Source organism: Brevibacillus jepli (genome assembly GCF_047229145.1).
Lineage (GTDB): Bacteria > Bacillota > Bacilli > Brevibacillales > Brevibacillaceae > Brevibacillus.
Genome location: NZ_JBFEFW010000009.1, coordinates 109,917 through 135,887, shown reverse-complemented (window position 1 = coordinate 135,887; position 25,971 = coordinate 109,917). Strand labels below are relative to the sequence as shown.

Genomic DNA, 25,971 nt, shown 5'->3' with positions numbered 1-25,971 from the left:
GTTGGACAGATCGAATAATTGAGGTGGAATCTATGTTTGGGTTTGGAAAAAAAGCAAAGAAACCGGACGGTATTGATATTTTGATTATCAAAACGGAAGAAGCAAAAAATCGCAACTTCTATCAAGTTGCTTTTCCGAGTGTGCTAGCGAATGATATTTTGTCCATGCTGCAAAAATTGGAGAAATCAAAAATAAACAAGCAAGAATTCCTTGGGGAAATCGGCGGTTTTCGTATCGTGACTCACTTGGAGGCCTTGACTGGCTTTGATATTTTGGATGAGGCCGACATGGAGGCACATCCGGTACAGATTCAGGATTTTGCCAACATGCTTCTGCGTCGTTTGGAAGCGTTGGAGGAAAGTGGCAAGCTGGACGAGAACGAAGATTTTGCTTTCATCATGGGTGAATTGACAATGCTGCGTGATGGCAGCTTTGTACCGCAAAACTAATAAAGAGAGCCGTTGGGGATGACTGACGGCTCTTTTACTTTTCTTGGAACTTTTTCTTGATTCACTCGTAATAAAAGGGAAAAGGAGAGAATCCAACAATGATTGATCTGGTCAATGTGACGAAAAGCTACAACGGCACCATAAAAGCAGTGGATCAAATGAATCTCACAGTGCCCAAAGGAGAAATTTTTGGTTTCCTCGGTCCAAACGGAGCTGGCAAGACAACCACGATCAAAATGATCACAGGTATCACACGTCCGGATCAAGGCGAGATCACGATAAATGGAAAAAATATTCGATCTGAAGCACTCGAAGCAAAGCATCAATTCGGTTATGTACCGGATAGCCCTGATCTTTTTTTGCGACTGAAGGGCCTAGAGTATGTCAGCTTCATGGCAGATATTTATGAGGTGCCGCAAGACGTACGAGGAACCCGGATATTGCAGCTTGCGGATCGCTTTGATATGAAAAGCGCGCTGGGTGATCCGATTCAGAGCTATTCGCATGGCATGCGTCAAAAAATCATGATCATGGGTGCGCTCGTTCATCAGCCGGAGGTATGGATTCTCGATGAGCCTTTGACTGGACTTGATCCCAAGTCATCCTTTACGCTAAAAGAAATGATGCGAGAGCACGCCGATAGCGGTCGAACCGTATTCTTTTCCACACATGTACTGGAGGTCGCGGAGAAGCTGTGTGATCGAGTCGGGATCATCAACAAGGGCAAAATCTTGTTCTCTGGGACCTTTTCTGAGCTGCGCGAGCATTTTCAGTCAAACGTATCGCTGGAAAGCTTGTTCCTGGAGTTGACGAAGCATGAATAAAGTGCTGATTTTGACGAGGATGATGATGAAGAACGCGGAACCTGCCTGGAGAATGGGGAAGGGGAGTGGCTGGAAGACTGCGCTCTTGTATATCGTCATTGCAATAGGTGTTCTTCCAGTGGTTGCTTCGGCTGTCGTGATGATTTCAGAGCTGTACGACGGATTGGCTCCGCTTGGACAGGAGGGTGCCATCCTCGGATTAGGTGTGGCCATGTCTTCTCTCGCCATCTTTTTGTTCGGAATATTGTACGTCTTAAGCGTTTTCTACTATTCGAAGGATGTCGAGCATTTGCTGCCAATGCCGTTTGCTCCCGGACACATTCTCGGTGCGAAATTTGCCCTCGCCCTCTTGTATGAATATTATACAGCGCTGGTTTTTCTGGGACCGTTGTTCATTACGTATGGAGTGAAAAGTGGCGCAGGGATCATCTACTATCTGCTGGCGATCCTTGTCTTTCTGATCGTTCCTGTCTTGCCGCTTGTTTTTGCGGCTCTTATCGTGATGCTGTTCATGAGCTTTACGAACGTCAAAAAATACAAAGAACGCTTCCGGATCATTGGGGGTCTAATCGGGATTGGCATCGTCGTTGGTCTTCAAGCGATGTTCCAACGCCAGTCTAGCGGAAGTGAATTTGGTATCGAGCAATTTCAGCAAATGCTGTTGACACAAGAAAATGGGCTGTTGAGTCTTGTCACACAGCTGTTCCCTGGGAGTAATCTGGCTGCCCTTGCCTTGGTAGACAGCGGAACATGGGGCTCTCTCGGGTATTTGATTGCTTTTCTTCTCGTGGCAATGACTGCTGTAGCAGTCTTACTCTACGTCGGACAGCATATCTACTTTTCGGGTGTTATGGGAATGAGTGAGTCAGTTGCCAAACGAAAAGAAGTAGTCGATACTGCATTTGCCAAGCTGATTCAAAAACGTCCAGCAGTACTTGCCTATGCGCTCAAGGAATGGAAAATGTTATGGCGGACACCAGCTTTTCTGATGAATTGTTCGTTATCCAGCATTTTGATTCCGATACTCGTTTTGATCCCATTGCTAAGTCGCCGTGACAGTGGGGAGACGATTGCGTTCATTCAAATGGTCATGCAGAAGGAATCGGTAGCGGGTATGAGTATAGCGATCGCCTTTGCTGCTTTTCTCCTCATGGGTGCAATGAATAGCACGTCTGTAACCGCCATATCCAGAGAGGGTCAGGGGTTTTTTACGAATAAGCTTTTGCCGATGCCATATCGACAGATCCTGCTGGCGAAGCTTTTTCCAGGACTGGTGCTAAGCGCGGTGAGTATGTTGTTGCTTCTTGCAGAAGCCGTGTGGTTATTGCAGCTTTCACCTACTTTTATCATGCTTGCCATCGTGAGCGGAATTTCTGGCCTGATTTTTATCAATCTTGTTGGTATCATAGTGGATTTGCAGCTGCCCAAGCTGCGCTGGAGCTCGGAACAGGAGGCGGTTAAACAAAATCTCAATCCGCTTTTCCCGCTGGTAATAGGGCTAATGGCAGGAGGCCTGGTCGTACTGACCAGTTTTTCGCTGGGGATCTCTATGCTTGGTACAGCGCTTGGGATATTCGTCCTGTTCACTCTCATCAACATTTTCTTATATCGATTGCTTGTGACCAAGGGACCAATCTGGCTAGAACAGATCGAGGGCTAGTCAGTGTATGCAGGAAAAGAATATTTTTGGGCCGCTATATGCAAAGTGCGGCTTTTTTTCATTACTTTTGAAAAAGTATAATGAACTCCCCCGTTCATCCCGATACAAGAAAGGGAGAGATCAGACCCAGGAAAAATAGACCAATCTGGCAGGAATGGATGCTACTGGGGACGAAATACCAGAAAAAGGGAGTAAGGAATCTATCATGAAAAGAAAGGAGTTATCGTAAGTCATGGTAAAGCGTTTTGCTGCCGTTTTTCTCATGGCATTGCTAGTAGTGCAAAGCGTTTATTCAGGGAGTGCGAATGCAGCTGCACCTGGTATGTTTACGGACATACAGGAACACTGGGCTCGTGAGCACATTAACGAGATGGCAGATCTGGGTATCGTAAAAAGGAAGGGTTATCAGCCTTTTTACCCAAACAAACCGGTTACACGAGGCGAAGCTTTGGCTATGCTGAATCGCGTCTTTGAGACGGTATATGGTCCTATCGAAAAGCCAGAACGAAAAGCAAACCTGGATCATCGCTATCTACTCCGGGGGGAAGTAGATCAACTGCTGAGCAATCTGAAGACCCTGATGAGAATCGAGACGGACGATCTGAGCAAATTCGATCCAGGAGACCGGATGCTGTACTATTTATATTTGGCTGAAAACGGTCACTTGATGAAGAAGCAAGCGAAGGAAAACCCGGAATGGTGGATGTCCAGTGCCGGGATGCAGTGGCCACTGTCGAGAGAAGAAGCCAGTCTGGTGCTATTGCATATGCTTGCGCCGCAAAAATACCGTACGGCCAATATTAAACCACAGGATGCAGCATCTTACTTTAACAGCTACTACGAATGGAAGCGTGATCGCTTCTACCGGGATACATATTCACCGTACGCACTAGGCATCCGAGAGTTCAATTTGTTTCTCACGGACAAGACCTTTTCGCCGGATAAGATCATGACGCGAGCAGAATACGTAGTTGTCATGAAGCGACTGATCGATTATTACCGGGTTGATACGGCAGCGCAGTTTCGTGGTTCGCCTGCGAATCAGCAACACATCGCGCAGGTGTACTTACGAGCAGCGAATTTGGCGTACGAAACGAAAAATCAGAAGCATCTGTCTGCGATTTTCACAGAAGATGCACTCAAAAGCATGACAAAGCTTGCGCAAGTGCCGAAGTATAACGGACCGGTTAAAATAACGGTCAAGGCAGACGAAAACAATTCCAAAGCCATTTGGGTAATTGCCCATTATCTCGACCCGAAAAATGGAGACTTCCAGATTGAATACAAATTGGAAGAGGACGCGTCCAATATTTTCGGGCGCAAGATCACCACACTGATTTACTCGCAAAAATAGCAAAGTATACAGGGGCGCCGGACACCGGTACGCCCCTTTTGTTTTCTTTATAAAAAGAAGCGACAAGTGACGATTGCAACTGACAGAATTTTCGATTACAATAAAAACTGAACGGTGATTCAGTTGGTGGGAGCGTAACATCTCCGGGCGTGCAAGGGAGCCCAAACGTGGGATGTCCTTTTTTAACCCACATACTGAATGAGTATTCATTCAACAAGAGACATGAGCTGATGTATACAGGAATATCCTATGGAAAAGTAGAAGTTTTACAAATGCTCTGTTAGTCTGAATATTAGGTATTTACTGTAGCGAGGCCATTCTTTTGACCATGAAAAAGCCATGACTAGGTTTTAAAAGGAGGATTTGGAGATGGAACGCAAAATTCGCAAGGCGGCTGTTCTCGGTTCAGGCGTCATGGGCGCTGGGATCGCAGCACATTTAGCCAACGTCGGTATTCCCACTTATTTACTGGACATCGTGCCGCGTGAATTGACAGCAGATGAGAGCAAAAAAGGACTTACTTTGTCTGATAGCGTGGTGAAAAACCGGATCGCACAGGCGGGCCGTGACCGACTTTTGAAGGAAAAGCCGGCGCCGCTCTACGATATTAAGAACATCGATTTGATTACGGTTGGTAACTTCGCAGACCACCTCTCTTACTTGAGCGAGGTCGATTGGATTATTGAGGTAGTTGTCGAGAACATCGAGGTGAAGAAAAGCGTCTTCGCCATGGTAGAAGCGCATCGCAAGCCAGGGACAATCGTCTCTTCCAATACGTCCGGGGTTTCTATCAATGAAATGGCAGAGGGTCGCTCGGATGACTTCCGCAAGCACTTCCTTGGCACGCACTTTTTCAACCCACCGCGCTACTTGAAGCTGCTGGAGTTGATTCCAGGGCAAGATACAGACCCGCAAGTCGTCTCTTTCATGAAGCATTTTGGTGAGCAAGTGCTCGGAAAAGGAATGGTCGTGTGCAAGGACACGCCTAACTTCATCGCTAATCGCATCGGTACATATGGATTGCAGGTGTCGATCCACGAAATGGTGCGTATTGGGCTTGGGGTAGATGAGGTAGATGCGTTGACAGGGCCGGTCATTGGCCGACCGAAAAGCGCGACGTTCCGCACTCTGGATGTCGTCGGACTGGATACTTACGTGCATGTGGCGGGCAACGTCAGGAACAAAAGCACGGATGAGCTGGAGCGTTCGGTTTTTGAAGTGCCGGAATTCGTCCTGCAAATGGTAGAGAAAAGATGGATCGGGCAAAAGGCAGGTCAAGGCTTTTTCAAGCAAGTGAAAACGGAGAAAGGGAAAGAGATCCTAGCGCTGTCGGTTGACACGCTGGAATACCGTCCAAGTGTGAGGCCGAAGTTCGCTTCCCTCGAAGCAGCCAAAACAGCCAAGACATTGCCTGATAAGTTGAGAGCGCTCGCATACGGCAAGGACAAGGGCAGCGAATTCGTCTGGAGTGTTTTCAAAAAGGTACTGCTGTACTCGGCTGAAAAGGCTCATGAGATCGCAGACGATATCGTCGCTGTCGATCAGGCTATGAAGTGGGGCTTCGGCTGGGAGATGGGGCCATTCGAGACATGGGATGCCATCGGAGTCGAAAAGTCAGTTGCGAGAATGCGTGAGGAAAACGAGAAGATTCCAGCACTCGTCGAAGAGCTGCTCGCGAGCGGGAAAACTTCCTTCTATCAAAAAGAGCAAGGGAAGAGCCGCGTGTTTTCTATCGGGGGCGCCTACAAGGACGTCGAAGAGAGCAAGGAAAACATCAATCTGGCTGCGCTTAAGGAACAGGGCAAGCTGATCAAGAAAAATGCGGGGGCTGCACTGGTCGATTTGGGGGATGGAGTGGCATGTCTGGAATTCACTTCCCCGCACAATGCGCTCGGGATGGATGTTCTGCAGATGGCGAATCAGGCAGCAGAGGAAGTGCAGAAGAACTTCGCCGGACTGGTTATCGGAAATCAGGGCAAAAACTTCTGCGTCGGAATGAATCTCGCAATGGCGCTGATGGAAGCACAGGATGAGAACTGGCTAGAGCTCGACATGCTCGTCACCAACTTCCACAAAACCGCACGGGCATTGCGCTACATGCATCGTCCAGTCGTCGCAGCACCGTTTGGCATGACGTTGGGCGGCGGTGTCGAGGTCGTCTATCTCGCGGATCGTGTGCAGGCGTCGGCTGAAACCTACCTCGGATTGGTAGAGGTTGGCGTAGGACTTCTGCCAGGTGGTGGAGGAACGAAGGAAATGCTGTTCAGAGCCATGGAAAACGTTCCGGAGGGAGGCAGCGTGCCAGTCGATCCGTTCCCGTTCGTGGCGAAGGCGTTTGAAGCGATTGCCATGGCAAAGGTATCTACCAGCGGACAGGAAGCGATCAATTTGGGATACCTGCGCCCAACTGACCGCGTCAGTGTCAATGCTGACCACCTGCTATACGATGCGAAGCAGCTGGTACTGATGATGGATAAAGAGGGCTACACGCCCCCGGCACCACGCAAAATCCGCGTGATCGGAGAAACCGGTTATGCGAACCTGCGCCAAAATATTTATGCGATGAAAAAGAGCGGATATATTTCCGAGCATGACGAGCTGATCGCAAGCAAGGTCGCGTATGTCATGTCAGGTGGTAATGTGCCAGCGGGTACAGAAGTGACCGAGAGCTACATTCTGGAGCTGGAGAAGCAAGCGTTCCTCGAACTGATCAAGACGCCGAAAAGCCAGCAGCGGATGCAGCACATGCTGACCAAAAACAAGCCTTTGCGTAACTAGGGAGAGGGAGGGGTAACGATGAGAGAAGCAGTTATCGTCGCGGGCGCCCGCACCGCGATCGGCAAAGCGAAAAAAGGTAGCCTCAAGGATGTTCATCCAGTCGATATGGGAGCCGCAGTCGTAAGTGACCTGTTGCGCCGCGTCCCACAGCTCGATCCGGCTGACATCGAGGATATCATCATGGGGACGGCTGTACCGGAAGCAGAACAAGGAATGAATATGGCTCGCTTGATTGGACTGCGCGCCGGTCTGCCGACAAATGTATCGGGAATCACGATCAACCGCTTTTGCTCCTCCGGCTTGCAGACGATCGCCTACGCTGCTCAGCAGATCATGGTCGGCAGCTCTGATGTGGTCGTTGCTGGCGGTGTAGAGAGCATGAGTCTGGTACCGATGCTCGGTCACAAAATTGCACTCAATCCGACACTGGTAGAAACGAAGCCGGAAGCGTACATGAGCATGGGCCATACAGCAGAAGAAGTAGCGAAGCGGTACAACATTTCCCGTGAGGATCAGGATGCTTTTGCTCTGCAAAGCCATCAACGTGCCACGGCCGCGATTACCACAGGGAAATTCCAGGATGAGATCGTACCGTTGACTGTGAAGCACCATTTTGTGGATGAAGCAGGCAAGGTTCACGTTCAGGAACGTGTTTTTGACAAGGATGAAGGAGCGCGTGCGGATACGACGATGGAGGCACTCGCCAAGCTGAGACCAGTCTTTCATGTACAAGGCAGCGTAACGGCAGGTAACTCCTCGCAAACAAGCGACGGTGCAGCAGCAGTTCTCGTCATGTCTGCTGAAAAAGCAGCCGAGCTGGGTGTCGAGCCGATTGCCAAGTTCCGGTCCTTTACGGTTGGCGGTGTAGATCCAGATATCATGGGCATCGGACCTGTCGTCGCGATTCCAAAAGCATTGAAGCTGGCGGGAATCAGTGTCGAGGATGTCGATCTGTTCGAGCTCAATGAAGCGTTTGCTTCTCAGTCGATCGCAGTCATTCGCGAGCTGGGACTCGATCCTGAAAAGGTCAATGTAAATGGCGGAGCTATCGCATTAGGCCACCCACTCGGTTGCAGCGGTGCGAAGCTGACCGTACAGCTTTTGAACGAAATGAGACGCAGGGGCGGCAAATACGGAGTCGTTACAATGTGTATCGGCGGGGGTATGGGTGCTGCTGGTGTTTTTGAAATGATCTAATTTCAATATAAGGAGAGGGATAGTTATGGCAGAAACAAAAGATTTGATCCGCGGTGGAAGCTTTTTGATTGATGCAGGCTCGGCTGATGATGTGTTCGTGCCAGAAGAGTACAGCGACGAGCAGAAGATGATCGCCAAGACGACAGAGGATTTCGTCAACAATGAAGTTCGTCCACATTTGGAAGAGCTGGAGAACCATCAGTTTGATATTTCGGTTCGTTTGTTGAAGGAAGCAGGCGAGCTGGGTCTCTTGGCTGGTGATGTTCCGGAGAAATACGAAGGTTTGGGGCTGGATAAAGTCAGCACCGCATTGGTAACAGAGAAGTTCTCGCTTGCTCGTGGCTTTGCGCTCAGCTATGGTGCGCATGTCGGAATCGGATCATTGCCGATCGTGTACTTCGGAAACGAGGAGCAAAAACAACGCTACCTGCCTGATTTGGCGTACGGAAAACGAATTGCCGCTTACTGCCTGACCGAGCCTGGCTCCGGCTCGGATGCGCTGGGGGCGAAGACGACGGCTACCCTCTCCGAAGATGGTACGCACTATATTCTCAACGGGGAGAAGCAATGGATTACAAACGCTGGCTTCGCTGATGTATTTATCGTGTACGCCAAAATTGATGGCGAGAAATTCACTGCGTTTATCGTCGAGCGCACGTTCCCGGGCGTTTCGTTTGGACCGGAAGAGAAGAAGATGGGGATCAAATGCTCTTCTACACGCACCGTGATTTTGGAAGATGTACCTGTGCCTGTAGCCAATCTGCTCGGTGAGCCTGGAAGAGGTCATGTGATCGCGTTCAACATCTTGAACGTCGGTCGTTACAAGCTCGCTGTTGGTGCAGTCGGCTCCGCAAAAAAAGCGGTGGAAATCGCGACGAACTACGCAAAAGAGCGCAAACAGTTCAAAACGCCAATTGCCAACTTTACCTTAATCAAAAATAAATTGGCGAACATGGCAGTGAAAACGTATGCGGCAGAAAGCTCCGTCTATCGGACAGTTGGTTTGTTCGATACTGCGCTGACACGCTTGGGTGAAAAAGCGGACGATGGCGCAGAGGTGGCGAAGGCGATTGCCGATTACGCGATTGAATGCTCGATCAATAAAGTATTTGCCACAGAGGTTCTGGATTACTGCGTGGACGAAGGCGTGCAAATCCACGGTGGCTATGGTTTCATGTCCGAGTACGAGATCGAGAACATGTACCGTGACTCGCGTATTAACCGCATTTTCGAAGGAACGAATGAAATCAACCGCTTGCTCATCCCGGATACGCTGGTGAAAAAGGCGATGAAAGGCGAGCTGCCGCTCCTGCAAGCAGCAAGCAGTCTGCAAGCAGAGCTGATGAGCTATTATCCGGAAGAGATTGAGGATGCGCCTTTGGCTGTAGAGAAGCACCTCATTGACATCACGCGCAAAATCATTTTGATGGTGGCTGGTTCAGCACTGATGAAATACCAGCAGGCGATTTCCAAGGAACAGGAGCTCTTGGCATTCGCGGCTGACATGCTGATCGAGCTGTATGCGATGGACAGCATCGTGAAACGGACGGAAAAAGCGATTGCGGCAAATGGCATCGAGGCGGAGCAGCAGAAGCTGGAAATGACCGCTGTCTATGTGCATGAAGCGTTCGACCGTGTCGAAGGCTGGGCGAAGGAAGCATTGGCGGCGATGGAGGAGGGCGATGAGCTTCGTCTACGCCTCTCGATCCTGAAAAAGCTGACGCGCCGTACACCGATCAATACAGTAGCGCTCAAACGTTCGATTGCGGATCGCCTGATCGAAGCGGGAGAATACGTAGTGTAGTCTAAGGAGAAAACGAGGGAGCAAAGCGTTGAGCTTTGCTCCTTTTTCTTTTCACTATCCGTTTATCCGCAGAAAAAATAGCAAGATCATGAATATACTAACTTTAGTTAGATTTCTTTTAGAGAGATTATTGCTATATTTTTCTTGATTGAAATCTGGAGGTGGTCGATCGTGATGGAATTTCTGATGAAAGGAGGAAACATAAGGCGTCTATGAAAAAAATGTTGGCTCGTTTCCTGATATTCATTCTGATTTTTACGATGATTCAGCCGATTTATTTTCATGAAGGAGCACAAGCTGCTGGTACAACTGATTCAATCCCAGTAACCCTTGATAAATTTGTGGAAAACGACACGAAATCTTATAAAGATGGTGATAGGGATGGTGCTGAATACCCGTATATTCATTGGGTCGGCTTTTATACAGAAGGCGGAAAACCGATCTATTCCAAAGCAGCTTTGCAATTCGATTTACCCAAAGATCGAGTCATTGAAAAAGCTGAGTTAAAAATTGAAATCAAGCGAATCAATATAATTGCTACTCCAGAACCCGAGACTTTCATGAATATTTATGGTTCAAAAGACGATGCATGGACAGAATCAGATACCAAAATACCTGATCCGAATGATCACACTAAAACCGTTCCCATAGTATCCAAAGAGGTATTGAAGTACCCGGGAACAAATGTAAGTAAGAAATTCGATGTCACTTCCTTTATAGTGGAACAACAACAGACAGATCAAAAAGCCAGCTTTGTCCTAACCGGTCCAGATGCTTCCACTGGAGGAGATACTTCACACTATTTGTTCTATGACAAATTAACCTCTGGAAAGGGCGCCGAATTGATTGTCACGTACGCTGCTGTGCAGCTGTCTAAAAATCAAATTGCCGAGAATAACAATGTCGGTGATACGATTGGGACTCTCTCTACACCGGGAATGACTGCCACCAGCTATACAAGGAGTGGCGTAGATGCTGATGCATTTACGATTGCAGGAAATCAATTGAAAGCAAATCAGTCATTTGACTTCGAGACGAAGAACAGTTATACGGTGACGATTGAGGCAAAAGACGGGGCAGGGGCTACGATGGCGAGTAAAGAGTTTACCATTCAAGTCACCAATGTCGATGAGCCACCAACGGCCGCTACGATTGCGATCAATGCAGGAGCAATAATCACAAATAATACAGATGTGACGCTCGGCTTAACCCACAACGACCCTGACTCTGTACCACAATACCGCCTATCCAATAACGGAGTCGATGGATGGAGTGAATGGAAGGCGTTTGCTGCGACTGTTCCTTGGCGTCTTTCCTCAGGGGACGAAAATAAAACGGTGTATATGGAGCTACAAGATACGACAGGCGGTGTAATAAAAGCACAGGATGACATTGTGCTTGATACGACATCACCAACAGTAACAGGGGTAGCGAATAACACTGTTTACAATACGGACGTCAAAATCGATTTTACCGAGGGAACTGCCACCCTGAATGGAAGTCCATTTACGAGCGGGACAAAAGTGAGCAGCGATAACAACTATTTATTGATCGTGACAGATGCGGCAGGCAATACGACGACGATTACGTTTATCATCGATAGAACAGCACCGACTGGATCGGTTAACATCAATAGTGGTGCGGCCTACACCCGAAATCAAGACGTCATGCTGACCGTTGACGGAAGAGATGGCGGTTCAGGTAATGTCCAGATGAGTTTTTCTAGCGATAACACCACTTGGACTGCGTTTGAACCGTTCCTGCCTGCCAAACCGTTCACTTTGTTGCCTCCGGGCGAAGGGGAAAAAACGGTTTACATGAAGCTGATGGATGGAGCAGGGAACACCGCGAGCTTCGAGGATCAGATCACGCTAGATATGACGCCTCCGACCGCAACGATGGTCATCAATGAGGGGAAGGAAGCTACCTCGACAGAAAAGGTAGCCCTGACGATCAGCGCGAGTGATGTCCACGGGGCAGTACAGGTGAGCTTATCCAACGACAGTAGCACTACAGGGGACTGGCAGCCTGTACCACCTAGCAACACCTTGGACTGGACCTTGGCCAGTGGTGATGGGGAAAAAACGGTTTATGCCACGTTCCGCGATGGCGCCGGAAATGAAAAGACGATCTCTGATACAATCATGCTGGATACGAAGAGCCCCATCGTTAGCGGGGTTGTAGACGGCAGCTTTTACAATACAGATGTGACGCCTACCTTCACGGAAGGGACAGCGACGCTTGACGGAGACAGCTTTACCAGTGGTACTACGATTAAGAATGAAGGCGTGCATACGCTGGTTGTGAAGGATGCAGCGAACAATACTACGACGGTTACCTTTACGATTGATAAAACCGCACCTACTGGCAGTCTTGTGATCAATAACGGAGACACCCATACGAAACAATCAGATGTAAACCTGCAAATCACATTCACTGACGCCAATGCTGGTGTGCAAATGCAGTTCTCATCCGACAACACCACATGGAGTGCACCAGAGAGCGCTGCGACGAGCAAAGCATGGACATTGCCTAGCGGCGACGGTTCGAAAACGGTCTACATGAAGCTGATCGACAGGGCTGGCAATACCGTTGACTTGCAGAAGTCGATTACATTGGACACGGTTCTCCCAGTGGTCACAGGTGTAGAAAATAACAAGCTGTACAGCGAAAATGTCACGATCCACTTCAATGAAGGAACGGCTACTTTAAATGGCAAGAAGATTGAAGACGGAGAGGTTGTCAGCGAAGACGGTGAGTATACGCTGGTCGTTACTGATGAGGCTGGCAATCAGGTGACGCTTCAGTTCTCCGTAGATGTGACGAAGCCGACGGGTAGTCTCTCGATTAATAACGGTGCGGCAATGACCAATACACTCGCCAGTACGCTGAAAATTGATGTGAATGATTCAAGCAGCGGTCTGCAAATGCGTTTTACCCATGACAATAGCGATCCGGCTAGCTGGAGTGCGTGGGAAGCGCTGGCACCAACAAAACCATGGACTCTGTTAGCAGGAGACGGAAGCAAGACAGTGTTCATGGAAGTAAAAGATCAGGCAGGCAATACCGCGAGCATGAGTGACGAGATCGTACTTGATATGATTCAACCAACGGGCAGTATTACGATCAATGAAGGAAAAGATCAAACGAATGCAAGCAAAGTGACCTTGGGCATTGAGTCTGCTGATACACACAAGGTACAAATGCGCCTCTCAAACGACAATGTTACATGGAGCGCTTGGGAAGCGGCCCCGGCGAAAGGGAATGTTTCCTGGGAGCTGGATGGATCAGATGGCATCAAAACGGTCTACGTGGAGCTGAAGGATGAAGCGGGTAACCAGATTTCGTACCAAGATCAAATTACGCTGGATACAAAAGCACCCGTCGTCACGGGTGTAGCCGATAATCAGACTTACAGCAATGACGTTACGATTACGTTTGATGAGGGCACGGCTTTGCTCAACGGCACCCCTTTCACGAGTGGCTCTGTCGTCAGCACAGAAGGAACGCATAAGCTGGTCGTGACAGACAGCGCGCAAAACAGCACGACCGTTACCTTTACACTCGATAAAACACCGCCGACTGGAAGCGTCAGCATCAACGAAGGAGCAGAGTTCACTACATCCGAAGACGTCACGCTCCAAATCAACGTGCCAGGCGATACAAACGGCATCGAGATGCTGGTGTCCAACGTGGATGACAGCTCGGGCACATGGGAGAAGTTGACTGAGACGAAGACATGGAATCTCGCGGATGGCAGTACAAACGGTATAAAAACCGTCTACGTAAAGCTGAGAGATAAAGCGGACAACATGACAAAGCTGAGCGATACGATTGAGCTGGACGCTGTCGCTCCAACTGGATCAATCTCCATCAACAACGGTGCCGGTGAGACGAAGTCCCGCGACGTCACGCTCACAGTAACTGCCAGCGACAGCACGAGCGATGTGCAGGTGCGCTTCGCAAACGGCGACAGTGACTGGAGCGGCTGGGAAGCTCCTGCTGGGACAAAAGCATGGAAGCTAACAGCCGATGACGGAACGAAGACCGTTGAGATGGAGATCAAGGACGAGGCAGGAAACGTTACGACCGTCTCTGATACGATCGAGCTGGATGCAGGCGTTCCAGTCGTCAAAGGTGTAGAAGACAAAGGGATTTACAACGAAGACGTCACGATCACCTTTAACGAAGGAACAGCGACATTGAACGGAGCGTCTTTTGCAAGTGGTGATCAGGTCACCAGCGAAGGCGTGCACGAGCTGCGAGTCGTCGATGCTGCTGGCAACGAAACCGTCCTGACCTTTACCTTGGACAAAACGGCGCCGGATGGTTCTATTCAGATTAACGGAGGCGCTGAAATTACGACGTCTACACAAGTGAAGCTCGACATTACGGCTACAGACGCACTTGGCGATGTCGAAATGCGCATTTCCAATGAAAAAGCCAAATGGACGGATTGGGAAAAGATAAAGGCTGACGTCACTTGGAGAGTCGATTACGGTAACGGAAAGAAAAAGGTACTGCTAGAGCTACGTGATGAAGCAGGAAATACCGCTTCGTTTGAGGATACGATCGAGCTGTATATTCCACATCGCCCTGATCCGCCTACAGGTGAGCCAGTAACCGGGGTAGAGCTGGACGAGGAGGAGCTGTCGCTTCGAATCGGTGAAACCGAAACTCTACGTGCTAAGGTGAAGCCTAGCAATGCCACGAACAAGCGAGTCAAGTGGGAAAGCAGTGATCCCGATATCGCCCGGGTAGATGAAGAAGGAAAGATCACGGCGATTAGCGCGGGAACCGCGATCATCACGGTGACGACGGAGGACGGCAACAAGACCGCTACGTGCGAAGTAACCGTCAAGGACAAAGCAACGTTTAAGCTGGAAGCATCGGAAGCGTCCTTCTGGCTCAAGCCAAAAGCAAAAGCAACCTTCAAGCTGTACAAGGTTGATGGCAAAAAACGGACCGAGATCACCAAAGACAACCATGTAGAATACGAGACGGAAAACGAGCTCGTCACCATCAAGCAGGGACGTATTACTGCCGGAAAAACAGAGGGAGAAGATACGATCACCGTTATCTACCTGGGCGAAGAGCTGGAGATTCCGGTAACGGTATCGAAGAAAACAATCCGTTCGTTAATCCCTTCCCAGAAGGAAGCGGTGCTGGAGGAAGGCGACGAGGTACAGCTTACTCTTACAGCCATCTACAGTGACAAGAACGAGCAAGAGGTGACGGAGCTGGCCACTTGGTCTTCCAGCGACGAAGATGTCGTAGAGGTAACAGAAGATGGCGAACTGACTGCGCAGGGAGAGGGAAGAGCAACCATCACCGCGACATATGGCGGTAAAAAGGTAACGATCCGCATCCTGGTCGTGGAAGAAAAGGAACTGGAGAGTCTGAGGGCATCGAGTACCTCTATTCGCCTGAGAGCTGACAAAACAGGAGAGGTCATCCTGTATGGGGTTTACAACCAGGGCTACAAAGAAGTCGTAACTGAAGAGGTTGAATGGACCGTAGAAGATTCAGAGATTGTAACCGTAGAGAAGGGTGTCATTACAGCATTGAAACCAGGTCGCACCAAGATCACAGTAGAGTTCGGTGGAGAGACGGTCACAATAAAAATTTCCGTCTGGTAGCTGTGGAAGTGTCAGCTCGGGCTGACACTTCCTGCTTTTTCTCTTATGTTGATGAGCTGACCTGAAAAGTATTAGAATAGATAGAAAAGTGAAATTATTTTTCGTTTATGGAGGATTATGATTCAGACAAGGTTAGTCATTCCTGAGCAAGACGAGGCTTTTTTACACGAGCTATACCGTTCGACCAGAGAGGAAGAAATGGCGCATTGGGGCTGGAATGAAGCGGACAAGCTGACATTTATGCAGATGCAATTTCGTATGCAGCAGCACTCGTATCACGCGCGGTTTCCTGTGCTGCTCCACCAAATCATTGTGCATGATCAATGGGCGGTCGGCAGGATCATGACGGCAAATGCATCCGAAGCGATGCAGCTCGTCGACATCTCTTTGTTGCCTGCCTTTCGTGGAAAGGGAATCGGCACACAGTTGATCGGAAAGCTACAGGATGAAGCATCCGGGTCAAATATGCCTGTTCGCTTACACGTGCAATGCGAAAATCCAGCCATGCGTCTGTACGAACGGCTCGGGTTTGTCGTGACGGGTTCAACGGAAATGTATCACGCCATGGAGTGGCGCTCATCAAAGACTCCAACACAAAAATAGGACAAAACAGGAGTGAGACGATGGTTATCCCTACTTACGTAGCTTTTTTGGAGCAAGTCAACACGGCATTCCAGGTTCCGCTTCCTGCGCCTTACGAGACCATCGAGATTTCGTTACAGGAAGCAAATGAACGTGAGGATGAAATGTTTTCCAGCTTCACCCTGCTCTTTCAGGGACCAGTATCTGTGCAATTGGAACAGGGCACATATGCCCTATCACATCCGACGTTAGGCGAAGTCTTCTTGTTTCTCGTCCCAGTCATGCGTACGCCCCAAGGGTTTCAGTATGAGGCAGTGATTAATCGATATAAGTAGCAGTAAGGGTGGACAAGCATTCATCGAAACGATGAGGAGGATGAAGAAATGGCAGAACCGTATCTTGGAGAAATCCGTATGTTTGGCGGGAACTTTGCCCCAGCTAACTGGGCATTATGTAATGGGCAACTGCTGTCTATTGCAGAGTACGAAACTTTGTATGCGCTGATCGGAACGACGTATGGTGGAAACGGGGTCACCACATTTGCTCTTCCGGATTTGTGTGGTCGCATACCAGTTCACCAAGGGAAGGCTACGGACCAGCCTACTGATTTTGTAATAGGGCAAAAAGCGGGGGTAGAATCGGTGTTCTTGACCAAAGATAATCTCCCTGCCCATACACACACGGTTACATGCTCGAGCCAGCTTGGTACAAAAGATAGTCCGTCAGGTGCCGTATGGGCTAAACAAGCACAGGAGTTTTCCACGAATGCACCGGAAATTGCGTTGAATGCAGCTTCTATTAGTAGTGTCGGTGGAAATCAGCCTCATGAAAATTTGATGCCATTTGGTGTGATTACCTTCATTATTGCTGTGCACGGAGTATACCCTAGCCAAGACTAACACTTTCACAAATCGGAAGGAGGACGTACGTATGGCAGAACCATTTCTCGGGGAAATCAGGCAGTTTTCATTCTCTTTCGCTCCAAGAGGTTGGGCGTTATGTAATGGACAGCTCTTAAATATTAATCAGAACCAAGCACTGTATGCGCTACTTGGCACTACATATGGGGGAAACGGGACAACGAATTTTGCCTTACCGGATTTACGGGGACGTGTTCCTGTTCATTGGGGGAATGGTGTTACTTTCGGACAGAAAGCTGGGGCCGAGACGCACACGTTAACCGTTAAGGAAATGCCAGCTCATAATCACCTGGCAATTGGGACAAATACGATTGGCGACACAAGAGTTGCCGATAAAAACTATTGGGCGCAAAACAATTCCACCACGTACGCAATGGTCATGGACGCTGACATGAGCGCACAAGCATTGGCAAAAAGCGGCGGGTCCCTTCCGCATCAAAATATGCAGCCATATACCGTCGTCAATTTTTGTATCGCGTTGCAGGGCATTTTTCCGACAAGAAATTAGAGGAGGCTAGCATATGGCTGACGCATTTTTTGGAGAAATTCGTATCTTTGCTGGAAGCTTTCCACCGAAAGACTGGGCCTTTTGCAACGGGCAGCTCATACCAATTCATCAAAACACCGCGTTGTTTTCCATTTTGGGGGTTCAATTTGGTGGGGATGGAAAAAGTACATTTGCCCTGCCTAACTTGCAGGGAAAAGTGCCGATGGGTCAAGGGGCTGGGCCAGGTCTAACTCCTCGTGTTGTTGGGGAAATAGGGGGCGTTGCTAATGTGACGTTGCTCCACACGAATATGCCTGCTCATACCCATGAAGCCAAAGCCTCCAATACGCCGACAATTGACAGTCCTGTAAATGCGATCTGGTCGAGCACAAGCGGACGCGGAGGGATTGGTGCTTATGGAACGACTAGTGACAACACACACCTAAGCCCGGAAGCAATCGGAATTACGGGAGAAACACATCCTCATAGCAACATGCAGCCTTATTTGGGACTTTCTTTTATCATTTGTTTAAATGGAATCTTCCCGCCGAGGGGATAAGCAGGAAGGAGCAAAGTTCAACGCTTTGCTCCTTTCCCATTTAACGCACTTGTTTCACCTTCGAAATCCCGCCATCGTGAATCTTTACTTGGACGTTTACAGCCCCCAGAGAAGACGAATGGAGGGGGAGAGCTTCATTTTTCTGCAGGCGTTTCCATTCTTTCGGATATTTGCGATAAAGGGTGTGCCCTAGTTGGAGTGTGTCCATATTTTGCTTCAACCCTTTTTCGTACAACCCCCGAATCTCCTCTTCGATTTTTTTCGCAGCTTCCTTCTCGATTTCCCGAATCGGGCTTATGTGCTGGTGTTGCGGTATGAAGCCCAGCAGCTCCACATCAATCTGAAAAGTGACTTGATTGTCTCGCAACAGCGGCTCAATTTTTACTTTTGGTTTTTGCAGGACGAGATTAGCCAGAGGCTGATTGCCCTTCTTTATTGTCAGTAACGATCGGTTCATCTGCTCGTCGACCCAGCGCAATCCTAGAAGCTCTGAGCGTGGCCAGCATCCCTTGACCTCCTTGTTTTGCAGCATGCAGGCACCTGTTGTTTTTAGCTGGGGTAACGGTTTATCGTCCTCCGACCAAGTCTTCGTGTTAATGGAGAGCATTGGTACGTAGACAACCTTGTTTGGCTCATCTCTTTTGCTGACGACTTGAAACAGCTTCAGCGGATAAAGAACAGAGTTTTGCTTGTAGAGATCTTGTGGATTGGACAGTTGCGAATAAATCACGGGCTGGTTGAATACTTGCTTGGGCGTAAGAATATCCATCAGTGGCTCTTGGGTTGCATACGTCCAGAGGGTGTAACGAAATTCGTAAAATCGGTCGAGTTCGTCCAGGACCTGATCGAAATGAGGACGCTTCAGTACCTGTTCACTAAGAACAATGGAGCGAATATGGCTCCAAGTCATTTGCTCCTGATTCGCAGGATACAAACTAAACAATGCACTGACAAAAGAGTCACCGCTGCCTTTTGCAATAGCAACCCCGCTCGTAGTTTGCTCTCCACCTGCTTCTTGCTTGGCGATTGTGGAGAAGCTCAAAATTTGGGCGTATACGACAAATTTGTTATCAACATAATCCACACCCAGTGCAGTGACATAAAGCAGATTCTCAATTTCACGCGCGTTCCAGCAGCCACTGAGCAAGAGCGAGAGGAGGAGGGTTACGGCAATGACGCGGATGCGAGTCATGTCAGGATCCCTTCCTTTTTTGAGGGGACTGATGAAGAAACTCAGGGCTTTTCTCTGCTTTGCGCCAAGGTGTGCGAATTAAGGTTTTATACAAGTCAGGCCAGGAGGTCGGGGCAAGCGGTGACAAATAGTATACGCCAAATGAGCGCATGTTGGAAAAGAACAGAACCATTGCCAACAGAGACATCATAAAACCAAACATCCCGAGAAGAGAGCATAAGAGCAAGATTCCGAACCGAAACAGTGTTATCGTCGAGACGATATGTTGATTCGATAATGTAAAAGTAGCCATTACGGACAGAGCGACAATGACAAGGCTGCCTGTGGACGTCAAGCCTGCCGATATCGCTGCTTGTCCAACGATCAAGCCTCCTACAACAGACAGCGTTTGACCGATGGACATCGGAAGGCGCAAACCAGCCTCCTTGAACAGATCAAACAACAGCACCATGAGCAAAACCTCCAAGGCAGCTGGCAAGGGAACGCCTTGTCTCGATTTTACAATGGTGGCTATCAGTGTATAGGGGAGCTGTTCTTGATGATACGTAGTAAGCGCGACCCAAAAGCCAGGTAAAAAAAGCGAAATGATCACACAGGCGATCCGCAACACACGAACGAATACCACAGAAAAAACAGAGGAGCTGGTATCTTCGGCAGCGTTCAGCAGCATGAAAAAGTTAACCGGGCCAATGAACGCAATGGGAGAGCCATCGACCAAAATAGCAAACCGTCCTTTTAACAGGGCGTTCACTACGTAATCCGGTCTACCGGTGTACTGATATTCTGGCAAAAGAGTAAAGGGGGATCGAGATAGCCTTTCTTCTACCTGCATACCGCTAATGATGCCCTTACTATCAAGCGAATCCATTCTGTCGTGAATTTCCTTCAACAGTTGCGGATCGATTTGGTCCTGCAAATACAATAAACCAATCCGCGTATGAGTATGGGTACCGACAATATACGGAACGAATTTCAATTGATACGTCCGAAGCCTTTTGCGGATCAAGCCCAGATTCGTATTGATTTCCTCCGTGAAGCCGTCGCGTGGGCCGCTAATCGATGCATCAGTGTTGGTTTCTTCGGGTTCACGTCTGGGTGGATTCCCAGTCTCCACATAATAAACAGCTTGAAAGTCTTCAAACAACATTAACAAATTTCCGGAAAAAACATGCCTGCATATCCAATCGACATTCGTCGGCTGAGTCAGCTCATTCATATAAAAGAGTCGTTTTTCAAGTAAATCCTCTGCATCGAGGATGACTTCGTTGACAAAAAGCTGCATGAGCTGCGGCATCAAATACTCGCTGATGTGGTCTAAATCGCAAATGCAGTCCGCGTATATAAAATGCACGCGTATGGGAGAGGGCCCCGGAACCAGCGTGTGCGTATCAATGCATACGTCATTGCAGTCTTGAAACAGAGTTTGAAAAGCCGGTACGGAAATAGAAGGTAATTCCTTGAAGTCAGATGCTTGTGCATATCCTTTCACCTTGGCAAACCTACGATTCTTCATGTTGTTTCCTCCTGGGGGCGAAGGCTGTCAAGAGAGCAAAAACGATGGAAAGAAACAGGGCTATTACCAAGAGACTGGGCAAAAGCTGTTTTGATAACAGGCTGTAAAATTGAATCGCACTCATGGGATAAAGAGAGAGAGCAGATGAGATGAGAAAGAGACCGATTAACCACCAAACCCGTTTCTTGCCGTACGGAATTATTAGAATTTCTACGATCAGCAACAGCGATAGAGAAATCCGCGTAAAGGCACCGCTAAACCATTGGTATATGCTCAGGAAATCGAGATGCTCGATATACAAGCCAATATTGGCGAGCCGCCACTCTTCATAGGCAGGATAGCGCAATTTTCCTGCTTTATCAGGACCGAATTCCACAATAGCCCCTAGTGTGGGACCGAATGTAAGACCAATCAGGACAAACGCAAGGATGAAGATTTGATAGTACGGCACTCTGGATTGAAGGTGATGCTTGATAAACAAAAAGAGGAGCAGCTCGGCAAAGCCTGTGCCCGCATACATCATTCCTTTTAAAACAGGTGTCATCCCATGTTCCAGCATAGGGAGGAGCAGGCTGTAATCCTTGTTGGGAAAGTTCGTTGACATGATAAAAAAACCAAGGAGTACAACCAACGGCAAAAGTACAGAAGAAGTAATCGCAATAGAGCGAATGCCAAACATCGCATTTACGAGACACAGGACTGCAAACAGGATCGTGTGAACTTCCAGTGGTGTTTCTGGAGCAAACGATAAATTGATCCAGGTAATCGTATCGGTCATCGTCATGGTGGCGATTGTAAAGCAGTATACACAAGTCAGCAGCGCCAATACGAAATAAAGCGGGAAGCCGTACGTCTTTTTGATCCAGTGAAACAAATGTTCATGCTCCGTTTTTTTATAGATGGAATAAAGTAAGCCTGTCCACAACAAGTAAAGCAGACCAGCTAACAAAACCGAAATCCAGGAGTCTCTTTTGGCCGAATCTAGCATCATCGGAATGACAATGACGTGGTTCATCAATCCGTTGGTTAAGAGCAGCATGACGACGATTTGTGTAAAAGATAATCCGTTTTTCATGATTCTCCCGCCAAAGTAATCTCTTACTCCCAACAGTATTTGCAGGGCGTTGGGATTTATTCGATTTGGCGGCAGGATGTGCCAAGTTGCATGCATATTTTTGGAAGCTCTCACGAACGCTAATGGAACATTATTCGGTAAGGGCGGGAGCGTACGAGATGGCGATGAGAGGGTGGCTGAGAAGGAGAAAGACATCGATCAAAGACAGGCTTCTCCACTCGGGTGAGTCTATCCGTGTCCGCGAAATCCATGGTCAATTAAGCGAGAACATTGCAGAACTGAATGCGATCTTTACGTTGACGCCTGATTTGGTGATCCGTACGTTTGACAGCCGACATGCGGGAGGGAAAGTCACACTCGTCTATCTCACCGGATTGGTTGACAAAAACTCCATAAACAATAACGTGCTTCGTCCGCTTCTGTCTCAAAAGGTAGAAGGGGTAAGCAGCAGCATTTTTGACCTGTTATCTGTTGGAAAGGTATTTGTTGCCTATGACTTTCAGACCGTAGAAAACGAGATTCTGAAAGGCAGCAGTGTTTTGTTTATCGAGGGGCGAAAAGAAGCGCTCGTAATGGAAACGAATGGATGGCCGCAGAGGGCTATTGAAGATCCGTCATTGGAGGCCGCACTGAAGGGGGCCCATCAAGGATTTGTTGAAACGGACTCCCAAAACGTCGCCTTGATTCGCCGCTATATCCCTAATCGCGAGCTGAAAATCAAAGAGCTTTGGATCGGAGAACGAGGGGGGACGAAGCTCTCTATCATGTTTTTGGCCGATGTCGCGAATCCGCAGGTGCTACAGGAGCTGGAAGAGCGGCTCGGGCGTATTCAGGTTGATGCGATCCTCAATACGGCAGAGCTGGAGGAGTACATCGAGGATAGTCCATTCTCACCTTTTCCGCAGTTCATTACATCGGAAAGACCAGATACTGCGGCCTCTCATTTACTCCAAGGGAAGATTGTCGTTGTCTGTGATCGTTCGCCAAGCGTATTGATAGGTCCTGTTGGTTTCGCTTCCTTTTTCCAAAATGTCGACGACTACAGCATGCGCTGGCCTGTTGCCTCATTTATTCGCTTGCTTCGATACCTGGCTTTCCTGGTGGCAACTTTTTTGCCTGCGATCTATATAGCGTTGATTTCATTCAATTATGAGGTCATTCCGCTCGATTTGATCCTGTCGATCGGAGAGTCGCGCGAAAAAGTGCCATTTCCTCCTTTGATCGAAGCGCTGCTCATGGAGCTCACGCTGGAAATGCTTCGGGAATCGGGAATTCGTTTACCGGCTCCGATCGGACAAACAGTCGGTATCGTCGGCGGTATCGTTATCGGCCAAGCAGTTGTTCAGGCAGGAATCGTGAGCAATATTATGGTGATTGTCGTGGCTTTTACTGCAATCTCGTCTTTTATCATTCCGAATTATGACATGGCTTCCGCTGTTAGGCTCATCCGATTTCTCATGATGGTATTAGCAGCGATGTTTGGAATCGTCGGGATTGTAGTGGGGCTGATGGCGTTGATTGGGCACTTGATAGGGTTACAATCCCTGGGTGTCCCCTATGGAAGTCCTCTTGCTCCTGTTCGCTTCGCAGATTGGAAAGACCTGTTTATCCGCTTGCCTCTGTGGAAAATGATTGACCGCCCAAAAGGAGCCAGAGCGGTTCAACCAAAAAGGCAGGAGGATAATCAGCCAAAGGGGAGTGGCGAATGAAAAAATATGCGTATTATGAGTTGTCCGTCCTGCAATACATTTTTCTCATTCACGGGACACAGATTGGGATTGGCGTCTTGACAATCCCGCGAGAATTGGCGGAGCAGGCAGGTACAGACGGATGGATATCCCTGTTTATTGGATGGGCAGCAGCGGTGCTCGTAAGCCTCGTTACCACCAATATGATGAAACGTTACCCGGATAAGACGATCATTGATATTTTCCATCTTCTCTTGGGCAAATGGTTAGGAAAAGTGGCAACGATTTTCATGTGCATGTATTGCGGGTTTGCAGCGACTGTCCTCTTTGTCAACACAACTGCGATTATCAATGTATGGATATTGTCGCAAACACCTGGATACATCATTGTCGCATTATTTGCGATTCCCGCCTATATTGTCGTGCAGGGGGGACTGCGTGTGATTGGGAGGTATTCTGAGCTGGTGTTCTATCTCACTCTCTGGATGCCGCTCGTACTCGCGACAGCTTTAAGGGACGCACATTGGTTGCACTTTTTGCCTCTGATAAAAGAGGGATGGATGCCTATCGTGTTGGCTAGCAAGACTACCGTCCTGTCTTTTCTTGGGTTTGAATTAGCCTATTTTGTATACCCCTTTCTTCAGAAAAAGCAGTACGCATCGATCGGTATTGTAGTGGCAAATACACTTACCTTGCTCGTTTATTTGTACATCACCATCATTTGCTATACCTTTTTCTGTCCAGATGAGATCACCCAATATACTTGGCCTACGCTCAACTTGTGGAAGGTGATTGAATACCGCTTTCTGGAGCGCATCGATATTATTTTTCTTGCGTTTTATTTGTTCATTTTATCGACAACGGCAATGACCTATATGTATTTCACCGTTTTTTCCACAAGCCAGTTATTCAATAGCCCGGATCATCGAAAGCATTTGCTGGTGTTTCTCTGCTTGGTATCGGTCGCGGCTTGGTTGTATACGCCTTCTTTCATCGAGGTGAATACTATAACGGAGACCTGGAGTTTTGTTGGAATGCTCTTCGCTTACTTGCTTCCTCTATTGGCTTGGGGGCCGATCTGGCTATCAAAGCGAAATGAGAGGGGAGAAAAGGCATGAAGGCGTTTGTGCAGATCATCCTATCGACTGTATTGGTCGTCATGCTAACCGGATGTATGGATCGGATCAATCTGGAGGATGCGACCCTTTCTTTGATGATGGGAATCGATTTGAATGAAAAAAATGAACTTCTCTTTTATATGTCAAGCCCGGTGTTCAGCAAGGAAGCAAAAGAAAAGACGGAGGAATACGGAGTCAGGGCCTCTAGCACAAGAGAGTCGAGAATGGGCTTTGATGAGATCGTAACGGCTCTGACTGTATCAGGCAAAATCCAGATTATTGTGCTAGGTAAGCGGCTGTTGCAGCATCCGGACTGGTTTTCGATACTGGATGTAGTTTTTCGCGATGCGAAGTTCAGTGTTAACGCACGAATGGTCATGCTGGATGGCCCTTTGAACGAGATGTTTGAATACAAGCCGAAGGACAAGCCTCGTCTTGCTCTGCATCTGACAAAGCTGATTGATACAGCCAATCGAAGAAATCTGACGGTAAAGACGAGAGCGCAGGAATTTCATCGGCAAATGTTTGAAAAAGGTATGACTCCCCACATCACAGAGCTGAAGAAGGAGAAACATGGGGTAAGAATAAAGGGAACAGCATTGTTAACGAAAAAAGGAGTCTATGCCGGATCTGTCGATACGCATAATACGGTGCTCTTGCAGATGATGCTTCATGAAAAACAGGGGGAAATATCCATCACCATCCCAGTGAAGTTGCAGAACGAACAGCACCCAATTATAAAGGACAGAATCAGCTTTATCGTAAAAGGCGTCAATAAAAAAGTAAAGACGACCTATCGGGACGGCAAGTTCCATTTCGATGTTCAAATGAATTTTCGTGTGGCGATATCAGAAAGATTGTTTGCATACAACATGGAAAAGGACTACAGAAAGCTGGAACAGTTGATCATTGAGGAACTACGAAAGGATTACGCTCAGATGATCAAGAAATGCCAAGAAGCCAAGACGGACCCGTTTGGTTTTGGACTGTATGCACGTGCCTATGAATACGAGGAATGGAAAAAGGTTCAACATGATTGGCCGACAGCATTTGCAGATGCAACAGTTCAACTCAAACCAGAAGTATCTATTAAAGGAAATGGAGTCGTGAAATAAAAGAAACACCCTGGCAA

Annotated in this window: 19 protein-coding genes; 16 read left to right on the top strand and 3 right to left on the bottom strand. The window is 48.3% G+C overall.

The window, feature by feature from the left end:
- Positions 1-32: 32 nt before the first annotated feature.
- The 13 genes from AB1L17_RS12040 to AB1L17_RS11980 all read left to right on the top strand — a co-directional run bounded on the left by AB1L17_RS12040 (position 33) and on the right by AB1L17_RS11980 (position 18,253).
- Complete coding sequence (locus AB1L17_RS12040) at positions 33-449, top strand: hypothetical protein (protein WP_412845028.1); 417 nt, start codon at positions 33-35, stop codon at positions 447-449.
- Between the two features lie 98 nt (positions 450-547).
- Positions 548-1,273: an ABC transporter ATP-binding protein gene (locus AB1L17_RS12035; protein WP_412845029.1), complete on the top strand. Its 726-nt coding sequence runs from the start codon at positions 548-550 to the stop codon at positions 1,271-1,273.
- On the top strand, positions 1,266-2,933 hold the full coding sequence (locus AB1L17_RS12030) for a putative ABC transporter permease subunit (RefSeq protein WP_412845030.1): 1,668 nt from the start codon (positions 1,266-1,268) through the stop codon (positions 2,931-2,933). The genes AB1L17_RS12035 and AB1L17_RS12030 overlap by 8 nt, the downstream gene beginning before the upstream one ends.
- A gap of 232 nt (positions 2,934-3,165) precedes the next feature.
- Entirely contained in the window at positions 3,166-4,287 is a 1,122-nt protein-coding gene (locus AB1L17_RS12025) for an S-layer homology domain-containing protein (RefSeq protein WP_412845031.1), read from the top strand.
- Positions 4,288-4,656: 369 nt separating this feature from the next.
- Positions 4,657-7,065 (top strand): 3-hydroxyacyl-CoA dehydrogenase/enoyl-CoA hydratase family protein, encoded by a 2,409-nt coding sequence (locus AB1L17_RS12020; RefSeq protein WP_412845033.1) that lies wholly within the window; start codon positions 4,657-4,659, stop codon positions 7,063-7,065.
- An 18-nt stretch (positions 7,066-7,083) separates the two neighbouring features.
- A complete protein-coding gene (locus AB1L17_RS12015) occupies positions 7,084-8,262 on the top strand; it encodes an acetyl-CoA C-acetyltransferase (RefSeq protein ID WP_412845034.1) in 1,179 nt (392 codons plus the stop codon).
- 25 nt (positions 8,263-8,287) lie between these two features.
- On the top strand, positions 8,288-10,066 hold the full coding sequence (locus AB1L17_RS12010) for an acyl-CoA dehydrogenase FadE (RefSeq protein WP_412845035.1): 1,779 nt from the start codon (positions 8,288-8,290) through the stop codon (positions 10,064-10,066).
- A 212-nt stretch (positions 10,067-10,278) separates the two neighbouring features.
- The gene (locus AB1L17_RS12005; protein WP_412845036.1) at positions 10,279-15,705 is read left to right on the top strand and encodes an Ig-like domain-containing protein; all 5,427 of its coding nucleotides are present in this window, start codon (positions 10,279-10,281) and stop codon (positions 15,703-15,705) included.
- Between the two features lie 117 nt (positions 15,706-15,822).
- Positions 15,823-16,308, top strand: a complete 486-nt coding sequence (locus AB1L17_RS12000) for a GNAT family N-acetyltransferase (RefSeq protein ID WP_412845037.1) — start codon at positions 15,823-15,825, stop codon at positions 16,306-16,308.
- A 20-nt stretch (positions 16,309-16,328) separates the two neighbouring features.
- Positions 16,329-16,622, top strand: coding sequence for a DUF6916 family protein (locus AB1L17_RS11995; protein WP_412845039.1), 294 nt, complete (start codon positions 16,329-16,331; stop codon positions 16,620-16,622).
- Between the two features lie 48 nt (positions 16,623-16,670).
- Positions 16,671-17,186: a phage tail protein gene (locus AB1L17_RS11990; protein WP_412845040.1), complete on the top strand. Its 516-nt coding sequence runs from the start codon at positions 16,671-16,673 to the stop codon at positions 17,184-17,186.
- A 31-nt stretch (positions 17,187-17,217) separates the two neighbouring features.
- Entirely contained in the window at positions 17,218-17,715 is a 498-nt protein-coding gene (locus AB1L17_RS11985; RefSeq protein WP_412845041.1) for a phage tail protein, read from the top strand.
- A 13-nt stretch (positions 17,716-17,728) separates the two neighbouring features.
- Positions 17,729-18,253: a phage tail protein gene (locus AB1L17_RS11980; protein WP_412845042.1), complete on the top strand. Its 525-nt coding sequence runs from the start codon at positions 17,729-17,731 to the stop codon at positions 18,251-18,253.
- 40 nt (positions 18,254-18,293) lie between these two features.
- On the opposite strand, the gene AB1L17_RS11975 is transcribed toward AB1L17_RS11980, so the two are convergent.
- Genes AB1L17_RS11975 through AB1L17_RS11965 form a run of 3 tightly spaced genes read right to left on the bottom strand, consistent with a single transcriptional unit; the run spans position 18,294 to position 22,033 of the window.
- Positions 18,294-19,445: a Ger(x)C family spore germination protein gene (locus AB1L17_RS11975; RefSeq protein ID WP_412845043.1), complete on the bottom strand. Its 1,152-nt coding sequence runs from the start codon at positions 19,443-19,445 to the stop codon at positions 18,294-18,296.
- A gap of 1 nt (position 19,446) precedes the next feature.
- Positions 19,447-20,958 (bottom strand): spore germination protein, encoded by a 1,512-nt coding sequence (locus tag AB1L17_RS11970; RefSeq protein ID WP_412845045.1) that lies wholly within the window; start codon positions 20,956-20,958, stop codon positions 19,447-19,449.
- Positions 20,945-22,033 carry an endospore germination permease gene (locus AB1L17_RS11965; RefSeq protein ID WP_412845047.1) on the bottom strand — a complete coding sequence of 363 codons (1,089 nt, stop codon included), beginning with the start codon at positions 22,031-22,033 and terminating at the stop codon, positions 20,945-20,947. Before AB1L17_RS11965 ends, AB1L17_RS11970 begins: the two co-directional genes overlap by 14 nt.
- A 158-nt stretch (positions 22,034-22,191) precedes the next feature.
- Between AB1L17_RS11965 and AB1L17_RS11960 the strand changes: the two genes are divergently transcribed.
- The 3 genes from AB1L17_RS11960 to AB1L17_RS11950 are packed head-to-tail and all read left to right on the top strand — an operon-like array spanning position 22,192 to position 25,954.
- Positions 22,192-23,742, top strand: coding sequence for a spore germination protein (locus tag AB1L17_RS11960; RefSeq protein ID WP_412845048.1), 1,551 nt, complete (start codon positions 22,192-22,194; stop codon positions 23,740-23,742).
- On the top strand, positions 23,739-24,839 hold the full coding sequence (locus AB1L17_RS11955) for a GerAB/ArcD/ProY family transporter (protein ID WP_412845049.1): 1,101 nt from the start codon (positions 23,739-23,741) through the stop codon (positions 24,837-24,839). Before AB1L17_RS11960 ends, AB1L17_RS11955 begins: the two co-directional genes overlap by 4 nt.
- Positions 24,836-25,954 carry a Ger(x)C family spore germination protein gene (locus AB1L17_RS11950; RefSeq protein ID WP_412845050.1) on the top strand — a complete coding sequence of 373 codons (1,119 nt, stop codon included), beginning with the start codon at positions 24,836-24,838 and terminating at the stop codon, positions 25,952-25,954. The genes AB1L17_RS11955 and AB1L17_RS11950 overlap by 4 nt, the downstream gene beginning before the upstream one ends.
- Positions 25,955-25,971: the final 17 nt, after the last annotated feature.